This is a genomic window from Pelomonas dachongensis (assembly GCF_043555865.1).
In the GTDB taxonomy this organism is placed as follows: domain Bacteria; phylum Pseudomonadota; class Gammaproteobacteria; order Burkholderiales; family Burkholderiaceae_C; genus Pelomonas; species Pelomonas dachongensis.
On the sequence record NZ_JBIGHY010000010.1, the window covers coordinates 60,903 to 82,487 of the forward strand.

Genomic DNA, 21,585 nt, shown 5'->3' on the forward strand with positions numbered 1-21,585 from the left:
TCCCATGCAACTGATCGACCCCAACCGATTCGCCCGCACCAGCTGGACCGGCAGCCAGCCTCCCGTCGTCAACTTCGTGCTGCCCTGCTACAACGAGCAGGAGGTACTGCGTGAAACCGCCAGCCGACTGGGTGAATTGCTGGGCGAGCTGAAGGCCGACGGGCTGATTGCCAATGCCAGCGCGGCCTACTACATCGACGACGGCAGCCGCGACGGCACCTGGACGCTGATCGAGACGCTGGCACGCGAGCGCGGCGACACCTGCGGCATCAAGCTCAGCCGCAACCGCGGTCACCAGAACGCGCTGCTGTGCGGCCTGATGTCGGTCGGCGGCGACGCGCTGGTCAGCCTGGACGCCGACTTGCAGGACGACCTGTCCATCATTCCGGACATGGTCCGCGCCTTCCGCAACGGCGACGAGCTGGTCTACGCCGTGCGCCGCCGTCGCGACACCGACACCTTCTTCAAGCGCTTCACCGCCGAGGGCTACTACAAGGTGCTCGCCTGGATGGGCGTGGAAGTCGTCTTCAACCACGCCGACTACCGCCTCATGGGTCGCCGTCCGCTGGAGGCGCTGCGCCGATATGAAGAGACCCACCTGTTCCTGCGCGGCATGATTCCCCAGCTGGGCTACCGCAGCAGCATCGTGGCGTTCGACCGCGCGGAGCGCTTCGCCGGCGAGTCCAAGTACCCACTCTCCAAGATGCTGAGCCTGGCCTGGCGTGGCGTCACCTCATTCTCGGCCGCACCGCTGCGCGCCATCACCAGCCTGGGCGCCATGGTGTCGGTCGTCAGCGTGGCGTTCGGCCTGTGGGCGCTCTTCGTCCGCCTGTTCACCGACGTGGCGCTTCCCGGTTGGGCATCCACGGTGATCCCGATGTACCTGCTGGGCGGCATCCAGCTGCTGAGCCTGGGCGTCATCGGCGAATACCTGGCCAAGATCTACGAGGCCAGCAAGCAGCGCCCGCGCTTCCATGTGGAGGCCATCACCGGCCATTGGGGGCAACCGTGAGCGACGCTTCCCCGCGCGCCGGGTGGACACAGCCGGCAGTTGTCGCCCTGGCCGTCGCCATAGCCTATGCGCTGCTGTGCTCGGCGCTCAAAGTCGACGACGTCGACCGCTACTGGCACGAACTCAGCGCCAACAGCTTCTTCTGGGACCTGGGGCACCTGTGGATGCAGCCGCTTGCCATGCTGCTGTACCGCGGGACGGGCGGCGTGCTGGGTGTCAACCACACGCTGGAGGCCATCAACGTCCTCTCGGTCGCGTGGGGATGCGCGGTCTTCTTCGCGACGCTACGGGAAGCCAGCCACACGGTGCTGAAGAGTGCCGCCGCCGTCGCCTTCGTGGCCGTCAGCTTCAACCTGCTCGCGCTGGGCCCCACGGCGCACATCAAGCTGATGGTGTTCCCGGCGCTGGCGCTGGCGCTGCACCATGCGATGCGCTGGGAGCGTGCCGAAGCGGCCGGCGAGCCGGGCGAGCGCGACATGATCGCCAGCGCTGCCTGGTCGGCCATCGGCGTCAACCTGCTCGTCAGCGTGCTGCCGCAGGCGATGCTGCTGGCCTTGTTCATGCTCATCCTCAGCGCGAGCAGGCGCGGCATCGTGCAGGCCGTGCGCGGACTGCTGCCGTATGCGGTCACGCTGGCCGCCGTGGGTTTTGGACTGCTGCTGGCGGCCTACGCGGCCGCGCGGCTGACCGACACCACGCCAGCGCGCGACCTGCTGGCCTTCACACTGGGTGGCTTGCAGGAGAAGCAGGAGCTGAAGACCTGGCTGTCGTCCTGGAAAGAGATGCCGCTGCGCTTCGCGTTCAGCCTCATCAACAACTTCGCCTTCCTGCCGTCGCTGGGCACGCTGAGCCGCGCCTGGATGTGGGGCTGGCTGCCGGACGTGCGAGCCGTGCTGCCCTCGCTGCTGGGCCAGGCCGCGCTGGCTGCGCTGGTGGGCGGCCTGCTGCTGGCCACGTTCGTCGTCGGCGCGCGCGATGCGCTGCGCAAGACCCAGCCAGGGCTGCTATCACCCTGGGCCTTCGTGCTGGGTGCCGCAGCGTTCTCTTACTACTACAACCTCAACGACCCCGAGCACTGGTTCCAGTTCACGCTGCCCGTCGTGCTGCTGGTGCTGCAGTTGCACCGCCGCTGGCTGGACGCGTGGCTGCTCGGCGTTGCGCTGCCGGTGCTGCTGGTCGTCAATCTGGCTGGCTACGGCATTCCGAAAGCGCGCTTCGCACTGGCCGAGCGCGAGCAGGCGCTGCAAGCAGCTCTCGGCTCGCAAGGGCTGTATGTCGGCTTCGCCGCCTACCCGGGCGAGCCAGACAGCAGCCTGCTCAACACGCCGGGTATCGAGCGCTTCAACATCGACCTGGTGCAGATGAACGAGACGCAGGCCGACGCTGGTGCGCTGCTCGCGCGCCTGGACGACCGCATCGACGCGGCGCTGGCCCGTGGGGGCCGCGTGCTGGTGTTCCGCGCGCTGGACGACGCGGACTGGCGCGGCCCGGTCATGCAGGTGGCGCTGGCGGGGCTGCCGCGCGCCCAGCTGCGTGCGCACCTCGCGGCACGCTACAGGATCAGCGGGCCGGTCGATGCCGGCGGATTTCCGGCCTACGAGTTACGCGCGCGCTGACGCGTACAGCGCGCCGTACGCCGCCACCATGCCGTCCAGGCTGAACTGGCTGCGCGCCCGGGCCAGCGACGCTTCGGCAAGGCGCTGACGCAACGCCGGCTCGTTGACCAAGAGGCCCAGTGCGCTGGCCAATGCGGCGCTGTCGCGCGCAGGCACCAGCAGACCGTTGACGCCCGGCTCCACCAGCTCGGGATTGCCACCCACATCGGTCGCCACCGGCGCGCAGCCGCAGGCCATGGCCTCCAGCAGCGTGTTGCTGATGCCCTCGGCCTGCGACGGAAGCGCGAAGATGTCGAAATGCGGCAGCAGCTCCGCGACGTCGCTGCGGTCGCCCGGCAACCAAGCCTGCTCGGCCGCGCCGGCCTGCGCCAGGCGCTCGCGCGCCGTGTCCAGCATCGGCCCGCCACCGAGCATCGCCAAGCGCAGCCGCGGCCAACCGTGCGGGCACAGCGTGCGCAGCTGCAGGAACGCGTCGACAAGATTCAGCGGATCCTTCACCGCCTGCATGCGCCCCACTGCGCCAATCACCACATGGTCGCCGCGCCGGTAGGGCCACTGACTTGGCACGGTCGTGGCCGGTGCGAAACGCTGCGTGTCCACGCCGTTGCAGATGCGCTGCACGCGATTCGCGGCGAAGCCGACCGGTCCGGTGAGGTAGGTCTCGATGGCGCGGGACAGCGCCACGAACCGGTGAGTGCCGGCACCATAAACGCGGCGCAGACGCTGGTTGGCTCGGCTCACGCCGCCGAGGTCGTTGGTGTCCCAGCCATGCTCGCTGTGCACCCGCAGCGGCACCCTTGCCGCCCACGCCGGCCACTGGAACTCCATGGCACCGAGGTTGCGCGTGTGCACGACAGCGGGCCGCAACTCACGCAACAGGCGGTACACGCGTGGGTAGAGCCAAAAGCCCTGCCCCGGCGGCTTGTTCAACGCGATGAACTGCGTGCCGGGCGCCGTCACACGATGCTTGAACTCGGTGATCTCCGTCACCGCGACCACCACGTGCCGGAACGCCGGCAGGTGGTTGATGAGGTTGACGACGCCGTTCTCCAGGCCGCCGGTATCGAAGCGGTGCAGAAGATGGACGACCAGAGGCCGCTCGGGCATTGACTCGCTCACGCTTCGAGCCGCACGGTGGCCGTGGCAGGACGCCCGGTACCAGACGCAAGCGACATGGGCCGCTCAATGCACAAAAACAAGGCCAGGCAAGGAGGCAGCGTCGCCAACCAGGCTGGCAGGAGCAGCGCGGGCGCAGCCCACTCGCCACCGGTCGGCAGCAATCGCGCTAACAGCGTGAAGAACACCTGCAGCGCCAATCCGTGCAGCAGGTAGTAGGAATAACTGATATTGCCCATCCAGCGTAGCGGCGTCCACGCAAGCCAGCGGGCCAGAGCACCATCCGGGTGGCCGAAGGACGCTAGACAAAGGCCCAAGAAGCCTAAATAGACCAGCCCCACGCGCACGGCCTGCAAAGTCGGGCCGGGCATCGCAACGAGCGGCACAGCCAGCCCTAACAGCCCCGCTAGCAGGCCTGCGCTGGAGCTCATGCTAGTACCTCGGCCGCCACGCAGCAGCTCATGCAACAGCATGCCTGCCAGGAACATGGTCATGCGCACGGGGCCGCCCCAAGTACCGAAGCCCACCAGCACCACCGCCGTCGCAAGCAGCAGGAAGCCGATTCGCCACTCTCGGGTACGTGCTCGCAAGCGGCCTAGACCGACGACGAGAGGCACAAGCAGATAGAAGAAAAACTCGTAGCTCAAGGACCAGGCCACCGCAATCAGCGCATCGATGGGGAAGACGCCCGGCAAAAGCAGCAGGTTCTGCAGCACATAGAGCGCCGCCGCCGCAGGTTCTGCAGGGAAACGTTCGGGGCGCTGCAGAAAGAGAGTAAGCCCGAGATAGAGCGCGAACACGGCCAGGAAGGTGGGGTAGATGCGCTGCACCCGCCGCCGCAAGTACACGGCGAACGGCTTGGGGGACTCCAGAAGGCTGCTGTAAATCAGGTAGCCGCTGAGCACAAAGAACAGATCGACGCCAACATTGCCGACCGCATGGACGACATCCAGCACTTGGCTGCTGAGACCACCTCGAGGAACCCAAGGCGTGACCAGCGTCGCGTAGTGAACCAGGAAAACCAGCAGCACGGCTACACCGCGCAAGCCCTCCATGGGCCGCAAGGTGGTCGAGCCTGTGACACGCCCGAGCTCCAGCTGCGATCGCAGCCATTTGGCGGCGGGCATGCCAGACGTCCTCAAAGCCTCCAGAGCCGGAAACCGGCGTCGACAATGGCCTTGGTGTCGAACGCCGCCTTCACGTCAATGAACGCACCGCCCTTGACCAGCTTCTTGCCGATCTCTTCCATGCTCAGCGCCGCGTACTCGCGGTGCGACACCGCCGCCACGATGGCGTCTGCGCGCGGCAGGTCGTCGAAGGGCATCAGGCGCACCCCATACTCGTGCATGGCCTCTTCGGCCTCGGCTTGCGCGTCGGTCACGAACACCTCCACGCCGTAGGTCTTCAGCTCGTTGATGATGTCGATGACCTTGGAGTTGCGCAGGTCGCCGCAGTTCTCCTTGAAGGTCAGGCCCAGCACGTTGACACGCGCGCCCTTGATGTAACTGCCGCTGGCGATCATGTGCTTGATCGTCTGCTCGGCGATGAACTTGCCCATGCCGTCGTTGATGCGACGGCCCGCCAGAATGACCTGCGGGTGGTAGCCCAGCATGTCCGCCTTATGGGTCAGGTAGTACGGGTCCACGCCGATGCAGTGGCCGCCCACCAGGCCCGGCTTGAACTTCAGGAAGTTCCACTTCGTACCGGCCGCCTCCAGCACCTCGGAGGTGTCGATGCCCAGCTTGTCGAAGATGATGGCCAGCTCGTTCATCAGCGCGATGTTGAGGTCGCGCTGCGTGTTCTCGATGACCTTGGCGGCCTCGGCGGCCTTGATGCTGGACGCGCGATGCACGCCGGGGATGATGATCTTCTCGTAGACCTTGGCGACCGTGTCCAGCGTCTCGGGCGTGTCGCCGGAGACGATCTTCAGGATCTTGGTCAGCGTGTGTTCCTTGTCGCCCGGGTTGATGCGCTCAGGGCTGTAGCCGACGAAGAAGTCCTGCTTCCACTTCAGGCCGGACTCGCGCTCCAGCACGGGGATGCAGACCTCCTCGGTCGCGCCCGGGTAGACGGTGCTCTCGTAGACGACGATGGCGCCTTTCTTCATGTGGCGGCCGACGCTGGTGGACGAGCCAATCAGCGGGCGGAAGTCGGGGATGTGGGCGTCGTCCACCGGCGTGGGCACGGCGACGATGATGACGTCGGCCTCGGCCAGCATCTGGGGGTCGTGGGTGTAGACCGCATGGGTGGCGGCCTGCACCTCTTCGTCGGTCAGCTCGCGGCTGGGGTCGGTGCCACGCTGGCAGGCTTCGACCTTGTGCTTCGCGATGTCGAAACCGATGGTGCGGATCTGCTTGCCGAACTCCACCACCAGGGGCAGGCCCACGTAGCCGAGGCCGATGACTGCGAGCGTGTTCATGGTCGATTCCCGTCTGCTTTGAATGCTTGTGATCTTCGAAGGCGCGTGATTGTCAGGGCTTGCGCGCGGCGTCGTGGTCGCGGATACCCCGCAAAGTGGTGTCTAGCGTGGGCCAATGGGTGCGCACGAAGTCACGCAGCTTCGCGTCATCAGGGCCAGCGGCCTGCTTGTCCATGTAGATCAGCAGGACAGCCGCGTCGTCGCCCTGCCCGACCAGCTTGAGCACGGCACCGTACAGCTTGGCCTGCCAGTCGCTGACGAAGGGCCGGCCGTTGATCCAGTAAACCTGCCAGACGCGCAGCCGCGGGGCCGCGCTGCCGTCGCCATGCACCGCGCTGAGGGCCTGACCGCGCAGTTCGCCGGTCCGCCACCGTTGCGGCGCATCGCCTTCTGGCACCTGCGCCACACCGGAGGCGGTAAGCGTCCAGTCCTTGTCCGACTCGCCGTTGACCCATTGATTCACGGAGGTGACCAGTTGGCGGCCGTAGCGCTGGTCGCGGTAGTAGCCGATGTAGACACCGACCTTTGCACCGCTGTCGGATTCGTAGCGACCATGCAGCGTGCCAGCGGGGTTCTCGAAGTGCGGGCGCCAGCTGGCCAGCGGCTCGGCCTGCCAGCTGTAGCCCGGCAGCGTGGGCGCAGCCAGCGCGGGCGGCACATGGCTCGATTGGCTGTCGGCCAGGCCGCGAAGCAGCAACGGCGCGGCCAGCAGCACACCCGTCGCCAGCAGCGCACCGACCCAGCGACCGGTCGCCGCGACTGGCTGCGCACTTGCGGGTGCTGGCAGCGGCTCGGGATCGGCCTCGGACCAGCGCGCGCCGAACATGAACATCGCCAGCATGATGATGCCGAAGAACACCCAGCCGTAGATCAGGTGGTCGACACCCACCGCCAGCTTGTTGCCGGACAGGTGGCCCAGGATGACGATCATGTAAGCGCGCAGCCAGTTGGCCACCAGCGGCGTCATGATGGCCACGCCGAGGAAGGCCCAGCGCTTGGCGTGGCTGCGGTAGTTCAGGTACGCGAACAACGCACCCACCATCACCGAGGCCATCAGGTAGCGGATGCCGCTGCAGGCCTGCACGACCGACCAGGTGCCGGTCGGGATGACGAACTGCAGCGCCTCGCGGAACACCGGAATGCCGCTGGCGCGTAGCGCGACGACGGTGAAGTCCGCCGTGCGCTCCATCAGCCAGGGCGTCATGAAGTCGCCGAACGGCACCGCGAAGAACAGGAAGCCCAGCGGGAACATGATGCGCCGCGCGGCCTCGGTGCCGATCAGCGTGGGCACCATCAGCACGAACATGCCCACCATCGCGAACTGGGTCGCGGCGTTGGCCGAGGCCAGGTCGCCTAGCAGCCACAGCAGGCCCAGCGGCGGCATGCCCCACAGCCAGCGCAGCGCCGGCCGCGGCACGACGACGGCCAGGTCCGCGCGGCGGCGCCAGACCAGCCACGCTGAGATCGGCGGCACCACCCACGCGTGTGCGAACGTCTCGGATCGGTTCCAGATGACGATCATGGCCGCGGCCGTGTCGTAGTACAGCACCGCCAGCAACGCCCACGCCAGCGCGAGGCCGAGCAAGGGCAGCCGCCAGGGCTTGGGCAGATCGATCATGGGGGCACCTTTGCGCTGCGCGCTGTCCCGCCGGGCTGGCATTGAGGCCCTTCGGGCGGCCGTTCGTGGGTCATGCGGCCTCCAGGTGACGGTCCAGCACTGCCAGGTGGGCGTCCCAGCTGTATGCGCCCACGACGAATTCACGTGCCTGCTGGCCGGCAGCGTCTGCGGCGGCCCGGTTGCGCAGCAACGCCGACAGCTGCTCCACGTAGACCGAGGCCTCGTCAGCGGGCTGAAGCCCCGGCTGTGTACCGGCAGTGATGGCACGCACGCAGTTGCCGGCGGCGACGACCGGCCGGGCCATGGCCATGGCCTCCAGCACTTTGTTCTGCAGTCCCCGCGCCAGCCGCAACGGCGCGACGACAGCCGCCGCGTGCTGCAACCAGGGGCGAACGTCCGGCACCGTGCCGGTCACGTTGACGCTGTCGCTGGCCAGCGCCTGAACCGCCGGCGTGGGACTGCGGCCCACGATGTGAAAGCGCAGCGCCGGGAAGCGCTCGCGCAGTGCCGGCAGCATGTCGCGCACCAGCCAGGTCACCGCGTCGACATTGGGCCAGTAGTCCATCGCGCCGGTGAAGACCAGAGGCAGCTCGCCAGCAGCGAAGGGGCTGGCTCGGGCTGGATCCGGCGCGAAGAAGTCCGCGTCGACGCCGTTGCCCAGCGCGGCGAGCCGCAGGTCGCGCCCCGGGCTCAGCTCGCGAAACAGCGCCACCTCGTTGTCGGTGACGAAGAAGCTGTGGTCGGCCTGAGCCGCCACGCGCTGCTCGAAGGCCAGCAGCTTCGTGGATTCGCGCCGGTACAGCCAGGACATCGGCCAGGCGTGCTCGGGTGCATAGTCGCGCCACTTGGCCGAGTCGACGTCGACGAAATCCACCAACTGGCGCAAGCCCGCCGGCACGTACTGCGCCATCACGCCGCTGAACACGACGACGGCATCGAAGCCGACACGGGCGGCGGACCACTCCACCCAGGCCTGCAGACCGCTGTCGCGGTAGTACGGCAGGCTCAGCGCCTCGCCGGTCAGCAGGCCACGCAGGCTGGCCAGCTTGGCGGCGCGCGGATTCAGCCGCGCCACATGCAGGCCGGCGCACAGCGCGCGCACGGTGGCCACGTGCTGCTCGTCGTCGGGGTCGTCGATGAACGTGCCCAGATGCACCTCGTGCCGCGCCGCCAGGTGCTTCAGCAGATGGTAGGACCGCACCTTGTCGCCCTTGTTGGGCGGATAAGGCAGGCGGTGGACGAGGTAGAGGATCTTCATGACCCGAGACCTCAGCCGAGGTTCTTCACGATGAAGGGGCCCAGCCAGTTGGCGACGCCGACCGGCAGCTTGCGCCACGCCTTGATCATCAGCTGGTACTTCGGGTTGTTCGGGTTGTTCTGCGGGATCGTGTCGCGCGTGAGCAGCCGGTACTCGTAGCTGAGCGGCTGCGGCTCGAAGCCCCAGTTCTTCTTGAACGCATACGGGCCGGTGCCCTGCTTGCTGCGGCCATAGTCGAAGACCTTGAGCCCGCGCGCACAGGCGCGGCGCATCAGCTCCCAGTACTTGAAGTCGTTGGCTGCCAGGTCGCGCGCGGCCTCGTCGTCGCCGGCGTAGTAGGGCAGCACCTCGTCGCGGAAGTAGAACGTCAGCACCGACGACAGCGGCTTGCCGTCCGGCGCGGTGACGGTGAGCACCTCGGCGTCGGCACCGAACTCATCCAGCAGCGCCTGGAAATACTTCTTGGGCATCGCCGGCGTGCCGTGACGCAGCACGTTGTCGGCATACAAGTCGAAGAAGCGGTCGGCGCTCGGGTCGATCTCGGCACGCAGCTCGTTCTTGATGCCCTTGCGTACCATCGCACGCTGCTTGCGAGGGATGGCCAGCATGTTGGCCTCCTCGTCGGGCAGGATGGCCTTGCGGAAGGTCACATAGAGGTCCTGGCGCGGCCAATCGGCGTGGCGTGTGTCGCCGAGGTAGCGGTACTCCAGGTGGGCGGCGCCCTGCCCTCGCGCGATCTTCTCAGCCTCGGCCTCCAGCGACGCTGCAGCCTCGTCATTCAGCGCGGCCACGCCGCCGTAGACGGCGAACGGCAGGCTGGCAACGGAGTGGCCGAAGAGGCGGCTCTTGATCTCGGCCAGCGGCAGCACGCCCTCGATGACGCCGTCACGCTCCGCGTACAGGAAGAAGCAGCGGTGCCCGAAGACGCTCTCGATGACGCGCAGCCAACCGCTGCGATGGAAGAACGTCGCCCGCGGGCTGGCCTGCACGAACACGTCCCAGCGCGCGGACAAGGCAAGGTCCTGCGCGGCCAACCGCGCGATGCGTAGCGGGGCGTTCATTCAGGCTGAAGTCAGCGCGGGCGCCGATGCGGGATGGGCTTCGCGGCCGAGGAAGATCTCGTCCATGCGGCCCCAGCGGAAGTCACCCAGCAGGCGCGCGATGCGGGCCTCGGTGCGCGCGATGTTGACGTAGTGGCGGAAGCGCGACTTCGCGTCCGCTGCGGTCACGCGCGGCTGCCCAGGGTCGATCTCCCACGGATGGAAGTAGAAGACGGCCGACTCGCCGTCGACCTCGTTGACCCGGCGGATCATCCAGCGCGACAGCGCATACGGCAGCAACCTGAAATAGCCGCCCCCGCTGCTGGGCAGGTTGCGTGATCCCATGCGCAGCGTCGTCACCGGGATCTCCAGCAGTCCTTCACGCACCGGGTAGGCAAAGCGCGGCGAATCGGGCATGCCGTAGTGGTCGTGCGCAATCGGGTAGACGCTGCTGGAGTAGCGGTAGCCCGCGTCGCGCAGCACGTCGAACGCCCACAGGTTGCCCTTGCCGATGGAAAAGCTGGGCGCGCGGTAGCCGACGACCGGCACACCGCCCAGGTCCTCCAGCAGCTTCTTGGCGCTGGCGATGTCTTCCAAAAACGCGGCGGGGCTCAGGTCGCTGGCACGCTCGTGGCCATAGCCATGGCTGGCCAGTTCGTGGCCGCCCGCCACGATGGCCTTGACGACCTGCGGGTAGCGCTCGGCGATCCAGCCCAGCGTGAAGAAGGTGGCCTTGACCTGCTTGTCGGCCAGCAGCGCCAGGATGCGCTCGATGTTGCGCTCGACGCGGCATTCCAGCCCGTTCCAGTCCTCGCGCTTGATGTAGGGCGCGAAGGCCGAGACCTGAAAGTAGTCCTCCACGTCGATGCTCATCGCATTGCGGGGGGCCGGGTTCTTGTTGGGCATCAACATGGGAAACCTTCTGTCAATGCTGTTTGACGGCATCCACCAGCTTCTGCAACAGCGCCAGCGTCTGCAGGTTGATGCGCTCCAGCCGCATCATGCTGCGCTCCAGCCGCTGCAGCCGGTCGGTGTGGTGGTCGGCGCTGAGGGCCGCAATTTCGCTGGAGAGTCCGTCGACATCGGCGACGCTCATCTTCAGCTTGGCGATATCCAGCGCGCCGGGCGCACTGTCCAGCGCCGCAGGCCGGCTGTCGGGCAGCCGGGCGGGGGTGCTGTCCAGCGGGCTGACGTCGCTGTGGCGCGGCACCTCGCTCTCCTGAGCGATGTCGCGCAGCACTTCCTTCACGTCGGCCAGCGTCAGGTGCGTGCGCCCCTGCATGAAGCCCAGCAGCAGCAGGCGGTCGCACAACCTGTTGATGCGGCGCGGGATGCCGTTGCTGGCCTTGTGGATGGCGGGAAAAGCGTCGTGCTCGAAGGTCGGCTTGCCATTGGAGCCGGCGCACTTCAGGCGGTGTTCCATGTAGCGCTGCGTCTCGTCCTCGTCCAGCGGGCCGATGTGGCAGGTCGCGGCGACACGCTGGCGGAACTGCTCCATCTCCGGCTTTTGCAGGATGCGACGGAACTCCGGCTGGCCGACCAGGAAGGTCTGCAGCAAGGACTGGTTGGCGAACTGGAAGTTGCTCAGCATGCGCAACTCCTCCACCGCACGCGCGGTCAGGTTCTGCGCCTCGTCGACGATCAGCAGGCAGCGCTTGCCCTGGGTGACCTGGTTGACGAAGAAGGCCTCCAGCGTCATCAGCAACTCGGACTTGGGCGCGTCCTTCACGCGCACGCCGAACGCCGCGCCGACCATGCGCAGCGTGTCCTCGGCGTCGAGCTGCGTGGTCACGACGTTGCCGATGACGACGTTGCTGCGGTTCAGGCCGTCCAGCAGCCCGCGCAGCAACGTGGTCTTGCCGGCGCCAATCTCGCCGGTGATGACGATGAAGCCGTCATTGCGCAGCACGCCATAGTCCAGATAGGCCTTGGCGCGGCGGTGCTGCTTGCTGCCGTAATAGAAATTCGGGTCGGGGCTGAGCTGGAAGGGCTTGCTGCTCAAGCCGTAAAAGGCTTCGTACATGTCAGTGGCACCCAGTCGCCGGACGGCATTGACGCGCGCTTTCGTGGCGCAGCGGAGAACGCGGGCATGACGACGGCTTCATGGTCAGAACTGTTGCGTCAGGTTGGCGTACACCGCATTCTCGGTGTACGGGACGACGCCTTCGGAACGGCTGTGCCGCGCGCCGAGTTGCAGGCTGCTGCCGCCCGCGAAGCGGATGTTCCAGTTGCCCAGCACGCTGTCCAGGTTGACGGCCTGGCTGGCCAGGTCGCCCTGGCTTTCCTGGCGCGACGCCACCAGCGACAGGCCGGACCCGGGCGTCAGCTGGTGGCTGAGCGTCAGCGAATAGGAACGCTGCTCGATGCGCGACGAATTGGCCAAGTCGCCCTGGTTCAGGTTGTCACCCAGGCGGCGCGTGAGGGTGCGGGTGGCCTGCACGGACACGCTGGAGCGCACGCCTTGCATCGTCACCATCAACTGCTGGTTGCGCATGCGGCTCGGCCCTGTCGACAGGAAGCCGCCGCCAATCGGCGCATCGGGCGACAGCCCCTGCGACTGCAGGTACGCCCGCACCAGCACGTCCCGCTTGACCGGATCGGGCTCCAGCGAGGCGAAGAGCAGGAAGAACTGGTCGTAGTTGGTGCGCAGTCCGCCTTGCAGACCGACGTTGCCCAGCGTCGTCGTCTGCGTGTCGGACAGCCGCCAGACGGAGCGCGCCAGGCGGTGGTCGAACGTGAGCGCATGGCTGGACCCGTAGCCGTGGCGCTGCCAATCGGCGCCGACGCGGGTGCGCGGCGTCGGCGTCCACTGCGCCGTGACGCCGCCGGTCGAGCCGTCCCGCTGCGTGGCGCCCACGTAGTCGTTGCGCTCCTGGCCCACGTTGCCGGTGAACAGCCAGTCCACGTCGGGCCGGTACGTCAGCCCGACCTTCAGCATGCGGGTGCCGTTGGACGGCGCCGTGACTGATTTGACCCGCTGGGCGCTGGCCTGCAGCCACCAGGACAGCACACCGGCATTCCACTGGTTCACGCGCAGCGATGTGGTGTGGCCGCGGCTGTCGCCCACGCTGCTGTCACGCACCTCCGTGCGATTCAGTTCGCTGCGCAGCTCGTAGCTGGCCAGGGTGCCCAGCATGCCGCGCAGCGTCGGCGCCACGCTCAACATGCCGGTCTCGCGCTGGTTGACGTTGGCCAGGTTGTTCTGCCCGCTCTGCGAACCCAGGGTCGGCGCCGTCAGCTGGCCGAACGCCGACGCGTTCTGCTGCCCGATCAGCGCGCGCAGGTCCACGAACAAGACGCCGCCGATCAGCTCGGCCTGGCCGTTGGCCGTCAGCGAGTTCTGCACCCGGCTGCCTTGCTCGGACTTCAGGTAGGTGATGCCGTTGAGCGCGTAGTCCAGGCTGCCGCGCAGGACACCCCGATTGCTGACGACACTGATGCCGGGCGATACGGTCGTGATGAGCGCCGCGTCCTTGTTCAGGTCGTCCAGCAGCAGGTTGTCGGTCCAGGTCTGCGCGACGCTCAGGCGCGGCGTGACCATCAGGCCTGCAGACGTCGTCGCCTGCTGGGCCTGGGACGCGGCCGCCCCCATCGCCAGCAGCAGCGTCAGGCCAGTGCGCTCAGCTCTGCTTCGCGTCATCGCCGCCATAGCCGTAGCCATAACCGTAGCCATAGCCGTAGCCATAACCGTAGCCATAGCCGCCGGAAGCGTTGGGACTGGCCTGGTTCAGCAGCATCATCTTGACCGGGCAGGTCTCGATGGTCGACAGCGCCTGCTGGACCGCGCTCTGCGGCGTCTTCTCGGCGTGCACGACGATGATGATCTGCCCCATGTGCGACGCCAGCACGCGGGACTCGGTGGTCAGCAGCAGCGGCGGGGAGTCGAAGATGATGATGCGGTCGGGATAGCGCTTGGCCATGTCCTCCAGCATCGCCGTCATCGCATCGCTGGCCAGCAGTTCGGTCGCGCGTGCATGCGGCGTGCCGCTGGGCAGGATGGTCAGCTTCTCGACGTTGGTGCGCAGCAGCACGTCGGACATCTCGACCCGCTCTTCCAGCACGTCCAGCAGTCCCGGTCCCTGCGGCAGTCCCAGCATGCGCAGCACGGAGGGGCGTGCCACGTCCGCATCGACCAGCATGACGGTGTTGTCCAGCTCTGCAGCGATGCTCAGCGCCAGGTTGATGGACGTGAAGCTCTTCCCCTCGCCCGCCAGCGCGCTGGTCACCATCAGCAGGTTGGCGTGGTTGATGGTCGCGGCGCCCTTGCCCATCGCGTTCTTGATCAACGGGCGCTTGATGACGCGGTACTGATCGCCCGTCTGGGAGCGCGGCATGTGGGGCATCAGGAACCCCTGGGCCGCCAGCGCCACCACGTCGAGTTCGACGCGCTTGGAGGAAGGCCCGCCGTCCGCGACGACCGAGATGCCCACCGGACGGAAGGCAGGCTCCGTCGCCACGGGGGCGCTGGCCGGCGCGGCGAGCGGCGCTGCAGGGGCCGCGGCCGGCACTCCCACGTCGTCGCCCGGCAGCACGACGCCCGCTTGGCGCAATTGTTCGAGCCGCTGCGCGGCCTGTTCGATCAAGCTCGTCATGTCAAACCACCTGTCGGCTCAGTTGCACGGCCAACACGGTCAGGGCGATGGCAAACATCACCAGCAATCCCCCGGCACCGAACGAGAAACGGATCAGGTCGACCCGCAGGCGCGCCCGGTCGGCATCGGTGACCAACCGCGTGACGACGCCCAGGATGGGCAGCTCGCACCGCGCGCGCAGGTCATCGGCGTCGTAGAACACGGGCCGCAGCTGGCTGGCCGCAAACGTGGTGAACACACCCACACCCAGCGCCGCCGCCATGGCACCGGCCAGCAGCAACAGGCGGTTGGGTGCCACCGGCTTGGGATTGGCCCGCGGCGGCTCGATGACGCGGAAGTCGGCGATGCCGGATGCCACGTCCAGTTCACCGGAAATCGCCGCCTGCTCGCGGCGCTGCACCAGGTCTTCGTAGTTGCGCTTCTGGATCGCGTAGTCGCGGTTCAGCTGGGCGGCTTCGGCCTCGACCTGCGGCGCGGTCTTCAGCGCCGCCATCGCCTGGGCATAGCGCCCGGAATATTCGTCGACACGGGCACGCAGCGAGGCCACCTGGACCTCGGTGGTGGCCAGGATGCGCACCAGTTCCTGCATCGCCAGGCTGCCACCGCCCCCCTGCGTCAGGCCGACAGACGGCGTTGCTGCGGCGGCACGGCGCAGTTCCGCCAGCTCGCGCTTGCGCTGCTCTTCCAGGTCCTTGATGAGCTTGCGGGTGGTGACGATGTCGGGATGCTGGTCGGTGTAGCGCTGCAACAGTGCGTCCAGGTTGCGGCGGTACTCGGCCAGGCGGGCGTCCAGCTCGGGCGTGGACACGTTGGCGTTGGCTTCCTGCAGCAGGCTTTGCTGGGTCGTCTGCGTGCCGCCCCGTGCCTTCTCGGCCTCCAGCTGGGCCTTGGCTGCATCGCGCGCATTGGCCGCCTCGCGGTACTCCAGCCGTGCTCGCTCCAGTTGGGCGCTCAGCTCCGAAATCTTTGCCGCCGAGTCCTTGCCATCGCCGGAGATGCCGATGTTCTTCAGCCGGAATTCCTTCAGCCGCGTTTCAGCCTCTTCCAGCTTGGCCTCGTAGGATTTGATCTGCTCGTTGATGAAGGTCGTGGCGGTGGACGAGTCCTTGCGCGTCGACCCAAGGCTGGATTCGACAAAGATGGACACCAGCGACTGCACGACGCGCTTGGCGGTCTCCGGGTCGCTGTCGCGGTAGCCCAGCGTGTAGAGGTTGTCGCGGCCGACGCTCTGGATGGAGAGGTTGCTGGTGACGGTCTCGATGGTCGCATCCTGCTGCGCCTTGGTCTGGCTGCGCAGGTCCAGGTCGGCCATGCGCACCAGCTTCTCGACGTTGGGCCGCGTGATCAGCGTGCGGCTCAGCATCTTGACCTGCTCATCGACATTGGGCAGCACCGCCAGACCGGTCATCAGCGGCTTCAGGGTGGACTGCGTGTCGACGTAGATGCGCGCGCTCGCCTCGTAACGGTCGGGCAGCACGAACACCACCACGGCACCCACGACACCTGCGACCCAGGCCACGACCAGGCCGACCCAGCGGTACTTCCACATCCGCCTGGCAATGATCAGCAATTGGCCTATGAGGGCTTCCATCGGGGGCAGTCTCGTTGAACGCTAGATAGCAAGGATCGGCGCACACGGCGCCCAGGCAGTTTGAGGGGCGCCGAGCGCCGTCAGACTCAGAACCAGCTTTGCGGAATGATCAGGATGTCGCCGGGGCGCATTTCGACATTGGCCGACACATCGCCGCGCTTGAGCAGGTCCTTCAGCCGCACCGAATACTGCTTATTGTCTTCGGCGGTGCGCAGGATGGTGGCACTGTTGCCGGCCGCGAAATCGGTCAGCCCGCCGACTGCGATCATCACGTCCAGCACCGTCATCTTCTGCTTGAACGGCAGGAACTGCGGCTTGGCCGCTTCGCCCACGACACGGATCTGTTCGCTGTAAGGACCGACAAAGCCGGTGACGATGACCGTGACGACCGGATCGCGCACGTACTTGCTGAGCTGCTTCTCGACGTCGCGCGCCACCTGCACGGAGGTCTTGCCCTGCACGACGATCTCGTCCACCAAAGGCGCGGCGATCTTGCCGTCCGGGCGCACGGGAACGGCCATTGACAACTCGGGATTGCGCCAGACCAGGATGTTCAGGTTGTCGCCTGCCCCGATGATGTAGCTGTAGTCGTCCGTGGCCACCTTGGCCGGCGCCGTCGGTAGCTCTTCGCCACGCAGGCTCGCGCAACCCGAAAGCCACATGGCCAACAGCAGGCTCACGCCCAGCCCCAGCAGGCCCGGACGGTTTGCACGCTGCCAGCCTGCCGCCGGGATCGATGTTGTGAGAGCTTTGTTCAAGGCAAATCCCCGTTCGTGGTCACGGTGGCACGGGCACGCGCCCGCCGCCAGTCAAAGGCGCGGAATGATGCCATACCGGACTGCCCGTCCACGGTGCCCACCCCCGAGGCGAAGGATGGGGAAGGCAGTATTCACGCCAAGCCTGCCCTCAGCAGATGTTGTACCGCCCGGGCGCAATGATTTGGTCGGGATCCAGCGAGCGCTTCAGCGCGCCGACCGCCTGCCAGTACGGCGAATCCGCATCGACGATGTCGGCCATCATGTCGGCGCGCGCCCGGTAGACCTCCAGGCCACGCGACCGGATGTACGCGTGCAGACGCCGCGCGCAGTCTGCGGCCTGGGCAGCCTCGGCCGCATTCGCTCGATTGAACAGCAGGTTCACCACGGCCACCAGCGAGTTCTCAGTCTCGATGTTGATCGTGACATACAGCACCTGCCCCGCCTCGCCGGCCAGGGCGGTCATGCCGGCCACCACATCGGTGACGAAGGCGCCGTCCATCGGCAGCGCCGGGCTGATGAACAGCACGCCGCAATCCGAAGTCAACAGCTGCTCGGCCGGCAGGTCAGCCCGGCCAAAGCGCCACAGCAGGTTCTGGATGGCTGCGTCGGTCGGCACACCGGCTGCCAATCCGTTGAGTGGCCGGATGGCAGCGATGGCCGCGGCATTGGCACGCGCCCACGGCACCCGCCGCAAGCGGTGCAGCAATGCAAAGCCCTTGGCCAGCTTCGCGTCATCGAAACTGGTGACACGTGCCAACCCTTGCATGCGCCGGCGGACTTCCTTCAGCGCTGCCGCCACCTGGTCTGCCGTGCCACTGATACCGCCCAGACTGGTCCATTCATGCGGCGCCACGACGCGCAGCGCCTGCTGCGCGGCCGCATCACGTGCCGCGCCGCCCAGACCGCACGCGCGCTCCAGGTAATCGCTGATGCCGTGCAGCAGGCTGGCCCGCGTGCGTGCCTGGTTGCCCACGTGCGTCACCGAGGTCATGACCCGTTCGCGCTTCAGCGCCGCCAGCACATCGATGAAGCGCGGCAGGTCGGCGGCCCGGTACAAGGCCAGCGAAACCGCGAGTTGCTGCGGCGGCCTCGGCAGCAAGCGAAAACATGCGCTGGTGACGATGCCGAAGTTGGCCTGGAAGAACAGCCCATCCAGCATCGGGCCGAGCCCGAATGGATGGCTGTGCGCCAGCGGCGAATCCTCGCCCAGACGCCGGAAACCGGTCTGTATCACCTCGCCGGTGCCGGTCACCACTTCCAGGCCGAACAAGTCGTCGCGACGCGGCCCGAGATAGCCTACCCCGCGATCCAGCGCGTTGCCGATCAGGCTCGTTTCACGCGCCGAGCCGGTCACGTTGAAAGTCAGGCCGGGATGAGCGGTGGCGAGAAACGTCTGCAACTGCCCTTGCGTGACCCCGGGTTCGACCACTGCGACCGGCTGCGCGAGCGAGATGGCATCGGCATTGCGGATGCTGCGCATGTGCGAGAGGTCCAGCCTGCGGTGTCCGGGCGGCAGTGCCAACCCGGCGCCATAACCCCAGTTGCAATCAGTTGAAACAGGGTGGAGCTTCCAGCCCTGTTGCCGGGCCGCTTGCACCGCTGCTCGCACATCGTCCACGCTGGCGGGGCGCAAGTCGGACGCCCCCCGACGCAGCTCATCTGCAAAGTCAGCCACCGAACGCCTCTCGGGTCGAAGCTTCAAAGCTGCTTCAGCAGCGCACTGACGTCAGCTTGGCGCTCGAACTTTCCGCCCAAAGCCTGCAGTGCTTTGAGTTGCGTTTCAGCCTCGGTCTTCTTGCCTGCATCAATCAGCATTCTGGCCAGCTTGATCTTGGGCAGTGACGCGTCTGGTGCCAGCGCCACCGCCTTGCGTTGTGCGTCCAGTGCAGGCTGCCACTGCTTGTCAACCGCGAGGGCCATCGCCAACGTATCGAAGGCGTCGGCACTGGTGGGCGCGAGCTTGACTGCGCGTTGCGCCATTTCCACCGCCTCAGGTCGCTTCTGCCGGACCAACACCGCGGCCACGTTATTGACTGCCAACGCGTGATCAGGATTGATCTCCAGCACGGAACGGTAGTGCCGCTCGGCAGTCGCCCAGTCCTGCGTCAGCAATGCGCTGTCCCCCAAATACAGTCGGAACGCCACATCACGCGGGTTGACGCGCAGCCAGTCCTGCACAAACTGCACGGCATCACTCTGCTTCTTGGCAGCGAGCAAGGCCTGGTGCTGAGCGACGCCCAATGCAGCAGCCTCTCGCTTCTCTGCACGCAACTTGTCAACGCCACGCTTGTAGGTGGCGAGGGCCAATTCCCAGCGGCGCTGGGCCTCGTGGACGGAGCCCTCCCACAGATACCCCTGCACGGCCAGCGGGCGCTGGCGCTGCACGTCGCGAGCCACTGTCAGCGCGGCTGGGAATTGTTCAGAACGCAACTCCATCGCGAACAACTGCTCCTGCGCCGCCAGCAGCTGAGGATTGATGCTCAGCGCCTGCCGCAGGCTCTTGATCGTGTTCGCGCGGTCGCCGGCACGCCGGTAGGCATCGGCCGCGCTGAGATACGGTGCAGTCGCCGTGGGCTGCAATTGCGCCTGCTTCGCAAAGCTGGCTTGCGCCTGAGCAGAATCCCCGGCGGCAGATTGAGCCCGGCCCAGCGCATTCAGCAGTTCGGGGCTGGAATCCACAACCGCCACCGCTTTCTGGCCAGCGACCACCGCAGCAGAGTAGTTCTTCTGCATGAGCAAATAGTCCACCAGCATCAGGTGCGCAGGGACCTGGCTCGGCTCGGCGGCAATGGCACGCTCCAGCAAGGCGGTCACCTCGCTCTGCGGCGCCTTGACGATCACGAGAAGATCGGCCAGGGCGATCATCGCCGACACGTTGTTCGGCGCCGCTTTCAGCGCCGCCTCGAAACGCGCACGGGCAGCGTCGACCTTGCCATCACGAAGGTCCAGCAGAGCGAGGTTGCTCATCGCCGAAACGTAAGCCGGATCCCGCTTCAACGCCTCCTCAAATGCCGACCTCGCACCCACGTTGTCGCCCTTCAAAAGCAGGATTCGACCGCGGGTGAACGCCGGCCCCGGCTTTCCTGGCTCCTTGCGCTCAAGGTTTTCCATCTGCTTGAGGGCGGCGTCGACCTGGTTCCTCGCCAGATACGAGCTGATCAGTGCGAGATCGGCCATGGGACTCGCATCCTGCTGCGCCAACGCCGCGAGTTGGCTCAGGCCCTCGGCGTCATCGCCCCTGGCGATGGTGGCCATCGCCAGGGCGGTACGCGTCCGCGAATCGTCCGGCTTCACGGCCAATGCCTTTTTGTACAACGCCTCCGACGCCCGCGCATCTCCGAGCTGCAGATGAGCCTCGGCAGCCGCACTGAGCAGCGCCACATCATCAGGCGCGCGCTCCAGCGGTCGAGCCAGCGCCTTCAACGCCAATTGGGGCTGGCCAGACTTCAGGTAAGCCTGCGCCAGCAACTTGCTGGCCTCTTGCAGGTCAGGCTGCAGCGACAGCGCCTTGAGCAACAGCGTCACTGCGTGAAAGCTATTACCCAACTGCAATTCCGCGGATGCCGCGATGTACATCGCACGGACGTTCTGTGGCACCGCCTGCAGCACCTGCATGGCCAACGCGCGAGCCGTTTTTGCATCGCCATCGAGCAAAGCCAGCTGCGCCTCATAGAGACGAGCAACGGGGGTGTTGGGAAGCGCCTTCTTCAGCGCGTCCACCTGCTTGCGAACCGCCTCTTTGTCGCCCTTGTACAGATAGACGGCGATCAACGACGCATGCGCATGGACATCCTTTGGCTGGAGAGCAAGCGCCCGCTTGAAAGACTCGATAGCACCGTCTACATCGCGCCGGCCATTGAGCTTCAGCGAACCCTCAAGCCCGGCCGCTTCAAAGTTTGTCTTCAGCAGGTCGGGGTGAGATTGCAACTCCACGAGCGCCGCTTCCGGCCCCGACTTCGCCAGTATGACGCGAGCGCGATAAATCAACGCTGGCGCATAGTCGGGGCGGGCCGCCAACGAGCGATCGAGCAGTTGATTCACCTGCTCCATATTTCCGCTCGCGTCATATGCTTGAGCAAGGCTGAGGCTGAGATCAGCGTCGGCGCGCTTGTCATCGAAGCGCATGGCGCCAAACTCTTCGATCAGCTTCTTGTCCTGCCCAAGCAATATCATGGCGCGCGCCATGGGCGGGACCACCGCCGCGTCGGGTGAGCCAGACGATCGAGCTCGCTTGAACTCGTCATAAGCGGCCGCAATCTCGCCATTCGCCAGCAGCGCCTCGCCCATCAGTAGACGCCCCTCGGGCGAATTGGCGTTGTGCTGAAGCGCATTGCGCAGGTGGATGACAGCGGCGCGGGTCTGACCGTCCGCCAGGCTCTTTCGGGCAGCCGCGATTGACTCGGCCTCGGTAGCCTCGCGACTACAGGCCGTCAGCAATGCCGCCGCCGCAAGCGCCCCGATCATCCCGATCCGGCGAAATCCATTGCTCGTCAAAACCGTCCCCCTGGCGTTGGCCGCTTCATGTCGCATGCACATGCAATGTGCGAGTGCAGACATCCTAACGC

The 21,585-nt window shown here is 66.7% G+C and carries 16 protein-coding genes; 2 read left to right on the forward strand and 14 right to left on the reverse strand.

Translation table 11 applies throughout. The features are described 5' to 3' along the window. The first annotated feature begins 4 nt into the window (after positions 1 to 4). The gene (locus ACG02S_RS22040; RefSeq protein WP_394472650.1) at positions 5 to 1,012 is read left to right on the forward strand and encodes a glycosyltransferase family 2 protein; all 1,008 of its coding nucleotides are present in this window, start codon (positions 5 to 7) and stop codon (positions 1,010 to 1,012) included. Beyond that, on the forward strand, positions 1,009 to 2,628 hold the full coding sequence (locus tag ACG02S_RS22045) for a hypothetical protein (protein WP_394472651.1): 1,620 nt from the start codon (positions 1,009 to 1,011) through the stop codon (positions 2,626 to 2,628). Before ACG02S_RS22040 ends, ACG02S_RS22045 begins: the two co-directional genes overlap by 4 nt. Here the strand turns inward: ACG02S_RS22045 and ACG02S_RS22050 are convergent. From ACG02S_RS22050 to prsT, 14 genes are all read right to left on the reverse strand, one after another. Further along, positions 2,614 to 3,735, reverse strand: coding sequence for a TIGR03088 family PEP-CTERM/XrtA system glycosyltransferase (locus ACG02S_RS22050; protein ID WP_394472652.1), 1,122 nt, complete (start codon positions 3,733 to 3,735; stop codon positions 2,614 to 2,616). The two genes, ACG02S_RS22045 and ACG02S_RS22050, sit on opposite strands and share 15 nt — an antisense overlap. An 8-nt stretch (positions 3,736 to 3,743) precedes the next feature. Next, positions 3,744 to 4,871 carry an acyltransferase family protein gene (locus tag ACG02S_RS22055; RefSeq protein ID WP_394472653.1) on the reverse strand — a complete coding sequence of 376 codons (1,128 nt, stop codon included), beginning with the start codon at positions 4,869 to 4,871 and terminating at the stop codon, positions 3,744 to 3,746. Positions 4,872 to 4,882: 11 nt separating this feature from the next. Continuing rightward, the gene (locus tag ACG02S_RS22060; protein WP_394472654.1) at positions 4,883 to 6,163 is read right to left on the reverse strand and encodes a nucleotide sugar dehydrogenase; all 1,281 of its coding nucleotides are present in this window, start codon (positions 6,161 to 6,163) and stop codon (positions 4,883 to 4,885) included. A gap of 52 nt (positions 6,164 to 6,215) precedes the next feature. Next, the gene (gene xrtA / locus ACG02S_RS22065) at positions 6,216 to 7,781 is read right to left on the reverse strand and encodes an exosortase A (protein WP_394472655.1); all 1,566 of its coding nucleotides are present in this window, start codon (positions 7,779 to 7,781) and stop codon (positions 6,216 to 6,218) included. 70 nt (positions 7,782 to 7,851) lie between these two features. Further along, positions 7,852 to 9,039 (reverse strand): TIGR03087 family PEP-CTERM/XrtA system glycosyltransferase, encoded by a 1,188-nt coding sequence (locus tag ACG02S_RS22070; RefSeq protein ID WP_394472656.1) that lies wholly within the window; start codon positions 9,037 to 9,039, stop codon positions 7,852 to 7,854. Between the two features lie 11 nt (positions 9,040 to 9,050). Next, the gene (locus ACG02S_RS22075) at positions 9,051 to 10,100 is read right to left on the reverse strand and encodes a FemAB family XrtA/PEP-CTERM system-associated protein (RefSeq protein ID WP_394472657.1); all 1,050 of its coding nucleotides are present in this window, start codon (positions 10,098 to 10,100) and stop codon (positions 9,051 to 9,053) included. Further along, entirely contained in the window at positions 10,101 to 10,991 is an 891-nt protein-coding gene (locus ACG02S_RS22080) for an XrtA system polysaccharide deacetylase (RefSeq protein ID WP_394472658.1), read from the reverse strand. It abuts the gene before it with no gap. 13 nt (positions 10,992 to 11,004) lie between these two features. After that, positions 11,005 to 12,102: an XrtA/PEP-CTERM system-associated ATPase gene (locus tag ACG02S_RS22085; RefSeq protein ID WP_394472659.1), complete on the reverse strand. Its 1,098-nt coding sequence runs from the start codon at positions 12,100 to 12,102 to the stop codon at positions 11,005 to 11,007. 84 nt (positions 12,103 to 12,186) lie between these two features. Then, positions 12,187 to 13,719, reverse strand: coding sequence for a TIGR03016 family PEP-CTERM system-associated outer membrane protein (locus tag ACG02S_RS22090; protein WP_394472660.1), 1,533 nt, complete (start codon positions 13,717 to 13,719; stop codon positions 12,187 to 12,189). Then, the gene (locus ACG02S_RS22095) at positions 13,700 to 14,671 is read right to left on the reverse strand and encodes an XrtA-associated tyrosine autokinase (RefSeq protein WP_394472661.1); all 972 of its coding nucleotides are present in this window, start codon (positions 14,669 to 14,671) and stop codon (positions 13,700 to 13,702) included. Before ACG02S_RS22095 ends, ACG02S_RS22090 begins: the two co-directional genes overlap by 20 nt. 1 nt (position 14,672) lies before the next feature. Beyond that, on the reverse strand, positions 14,673 to 16,262 hold the full coding sequence (locus tag ACG02S_RS22100) for an XrtA system polysaccharide chain length determinant (RefSeq protein WP_394472662.1): 1,590 nt from the start codon (positions 16,260 to 16,262) through the stop codon (positions 14,673 to 14,675). An 86-nt stretch (positions 16,263 to 16,348) separates the two neighbouring features. Beyond that, positions 16,349 to 16,924 (reverse strand): XrtA/PEP-CTERM system exopolysaccharide export protein, encoded by a 576-nt coding sequence (locus tag ACG02S_RS22105; protein ID WP_394472776.1) that lies wholly within the window; start codon positions 16,922 to 16,924, stop codon positions 16,349 to 16,351. Positions 16,925 to 17,168: 244 nt separating this feature from the next. Next, positions 17,169 to 18,695 (reverse strand): FAD-binding oxidoreductase, encoded by a 1,527-nt coding sequence (locus ACG02S_RS22110; protein ID WP_394472663.1) that lies wholly within the window; start codon positions 18,693 to 18,695, stop codon positions 17,169 to 17,171. Between the two features lie 23 nt (positions 18,696 to 18,718). Further along, complete coding sequence (gene prsT, locus ACG02S_RS22115; RefSeq protein ID WP_394472664.1) at positions 18,719 to 21,550, reverse strand: XrtA/PEP-CTERM system TPR-repeat protein PrsT; 2,832 nt, start codon at positions 21,548 to 21,550, stop codon at positions 18,719 to 18,721. Positions 21,551 to 21,585: the final 35 nt, after the last annotated feature.

Bases quoted from the DNA above. Each gene is read 5' to 3' on its own strand.
- ACG02S_RS22040 (WP_394472650.1), top strand. From the start codon at position 5: ATGCAACTGATCGACCCCAACCGATTCGCCCGCACCAGCTGGACCGGC.
- ACG02S_RS22050 (WP_394472652.1), bottom strand. From the start codon at position 3,735: ATGCCCGAGCGGCCTCTGGTCGTCCATCTTCTGCACCGCTTCGATACC.
- ACG02S_RS22055 (WP_394472653.1), bottom strand. From the start codon at position 4,871: ATGCCCGCCGCCAAATGGCTGCGATCGCAGCTGGAGCTCGGGCGTGTC.
- ACG02S_RS22060 (WP_394472654.1), bottom strand. From the start codon at position 6,163: ATGAACACGCTCGCAGTCATCGGCCTCGGCTACGTGGGCCTGCCCCTG.
- xrtA (WP_394472655.1), bottom strand. From the start codon at position 7,781: ATGATCGATCTGCCCAAGCCCTGGCGGCTGCCCTTGCTCGGCCTCGCG.
- ACG02S_RS22070 (WP_394472656.1), bottom strand. From the start codon at position 9,039: ATGAAGATCCTCTACCTCGTCCACCGCCTGCCTTATCCGCCCAACAAG.
- ACG02S_RS22075 (WP_394472657.1), bottom strand. From the start codon at position 10,100: ATGAACGCCCCGCTACGCATCGCGCGGTTGGCCGCGCAGGACCTTGCC.
- ACG02S_RS22080 (WP_394472658.1), bottom strand. From the start codon at position 10,991: ATGTTGATGCCCAACAAGAACCCGGCCCCCCGCAATGCGATGAGCATC.
- ACG02S_RS22085 (WP_394472659.1), bottom strand. From the start codon at position 12,102: ATGTACGAAGCCTTTTACGGCTTGAGCAGCAAGCCCTTCCAGCTCAGC.
- ACG02S_RS22090 (WP_394472660.1), bottom strand. From the start codon at position 13,719: ATGACGCGAAGCAGAGCTGAGCGCACTGGCCTGACGCTGCTGCTGGCG.
- ACG02S_RS22095 (WP_394472661.1), bottom strand. From the start codon at position 14,671: ATGACGAGCTTGATCGAACAGGCCGCGCAGCGGCTCGAACAATTGCGC.
- ACG02S_RS22100 (WP_394472662.1), bottom strand. From the start codon at position 16,262: ATGGAAGCCCTCATAGGCCAATTGCTGATCATTGCCAGGCGGATGTGG.
- ACG02S_RS22105 (WP_394472776.1), bottom strand. From the start codon at position 16,924: ATGTGGCTTTCGGGTTGCGCGAGCCTGCGTGGCGAAGAGCTACCGACG.
- prsT (WP_394472664.1), bottom strand. From the start codon at position 21,550: ATGCGACATGAAGCGGCCAACGCCAGGGGGACGGTTTTGACGAGCAAT.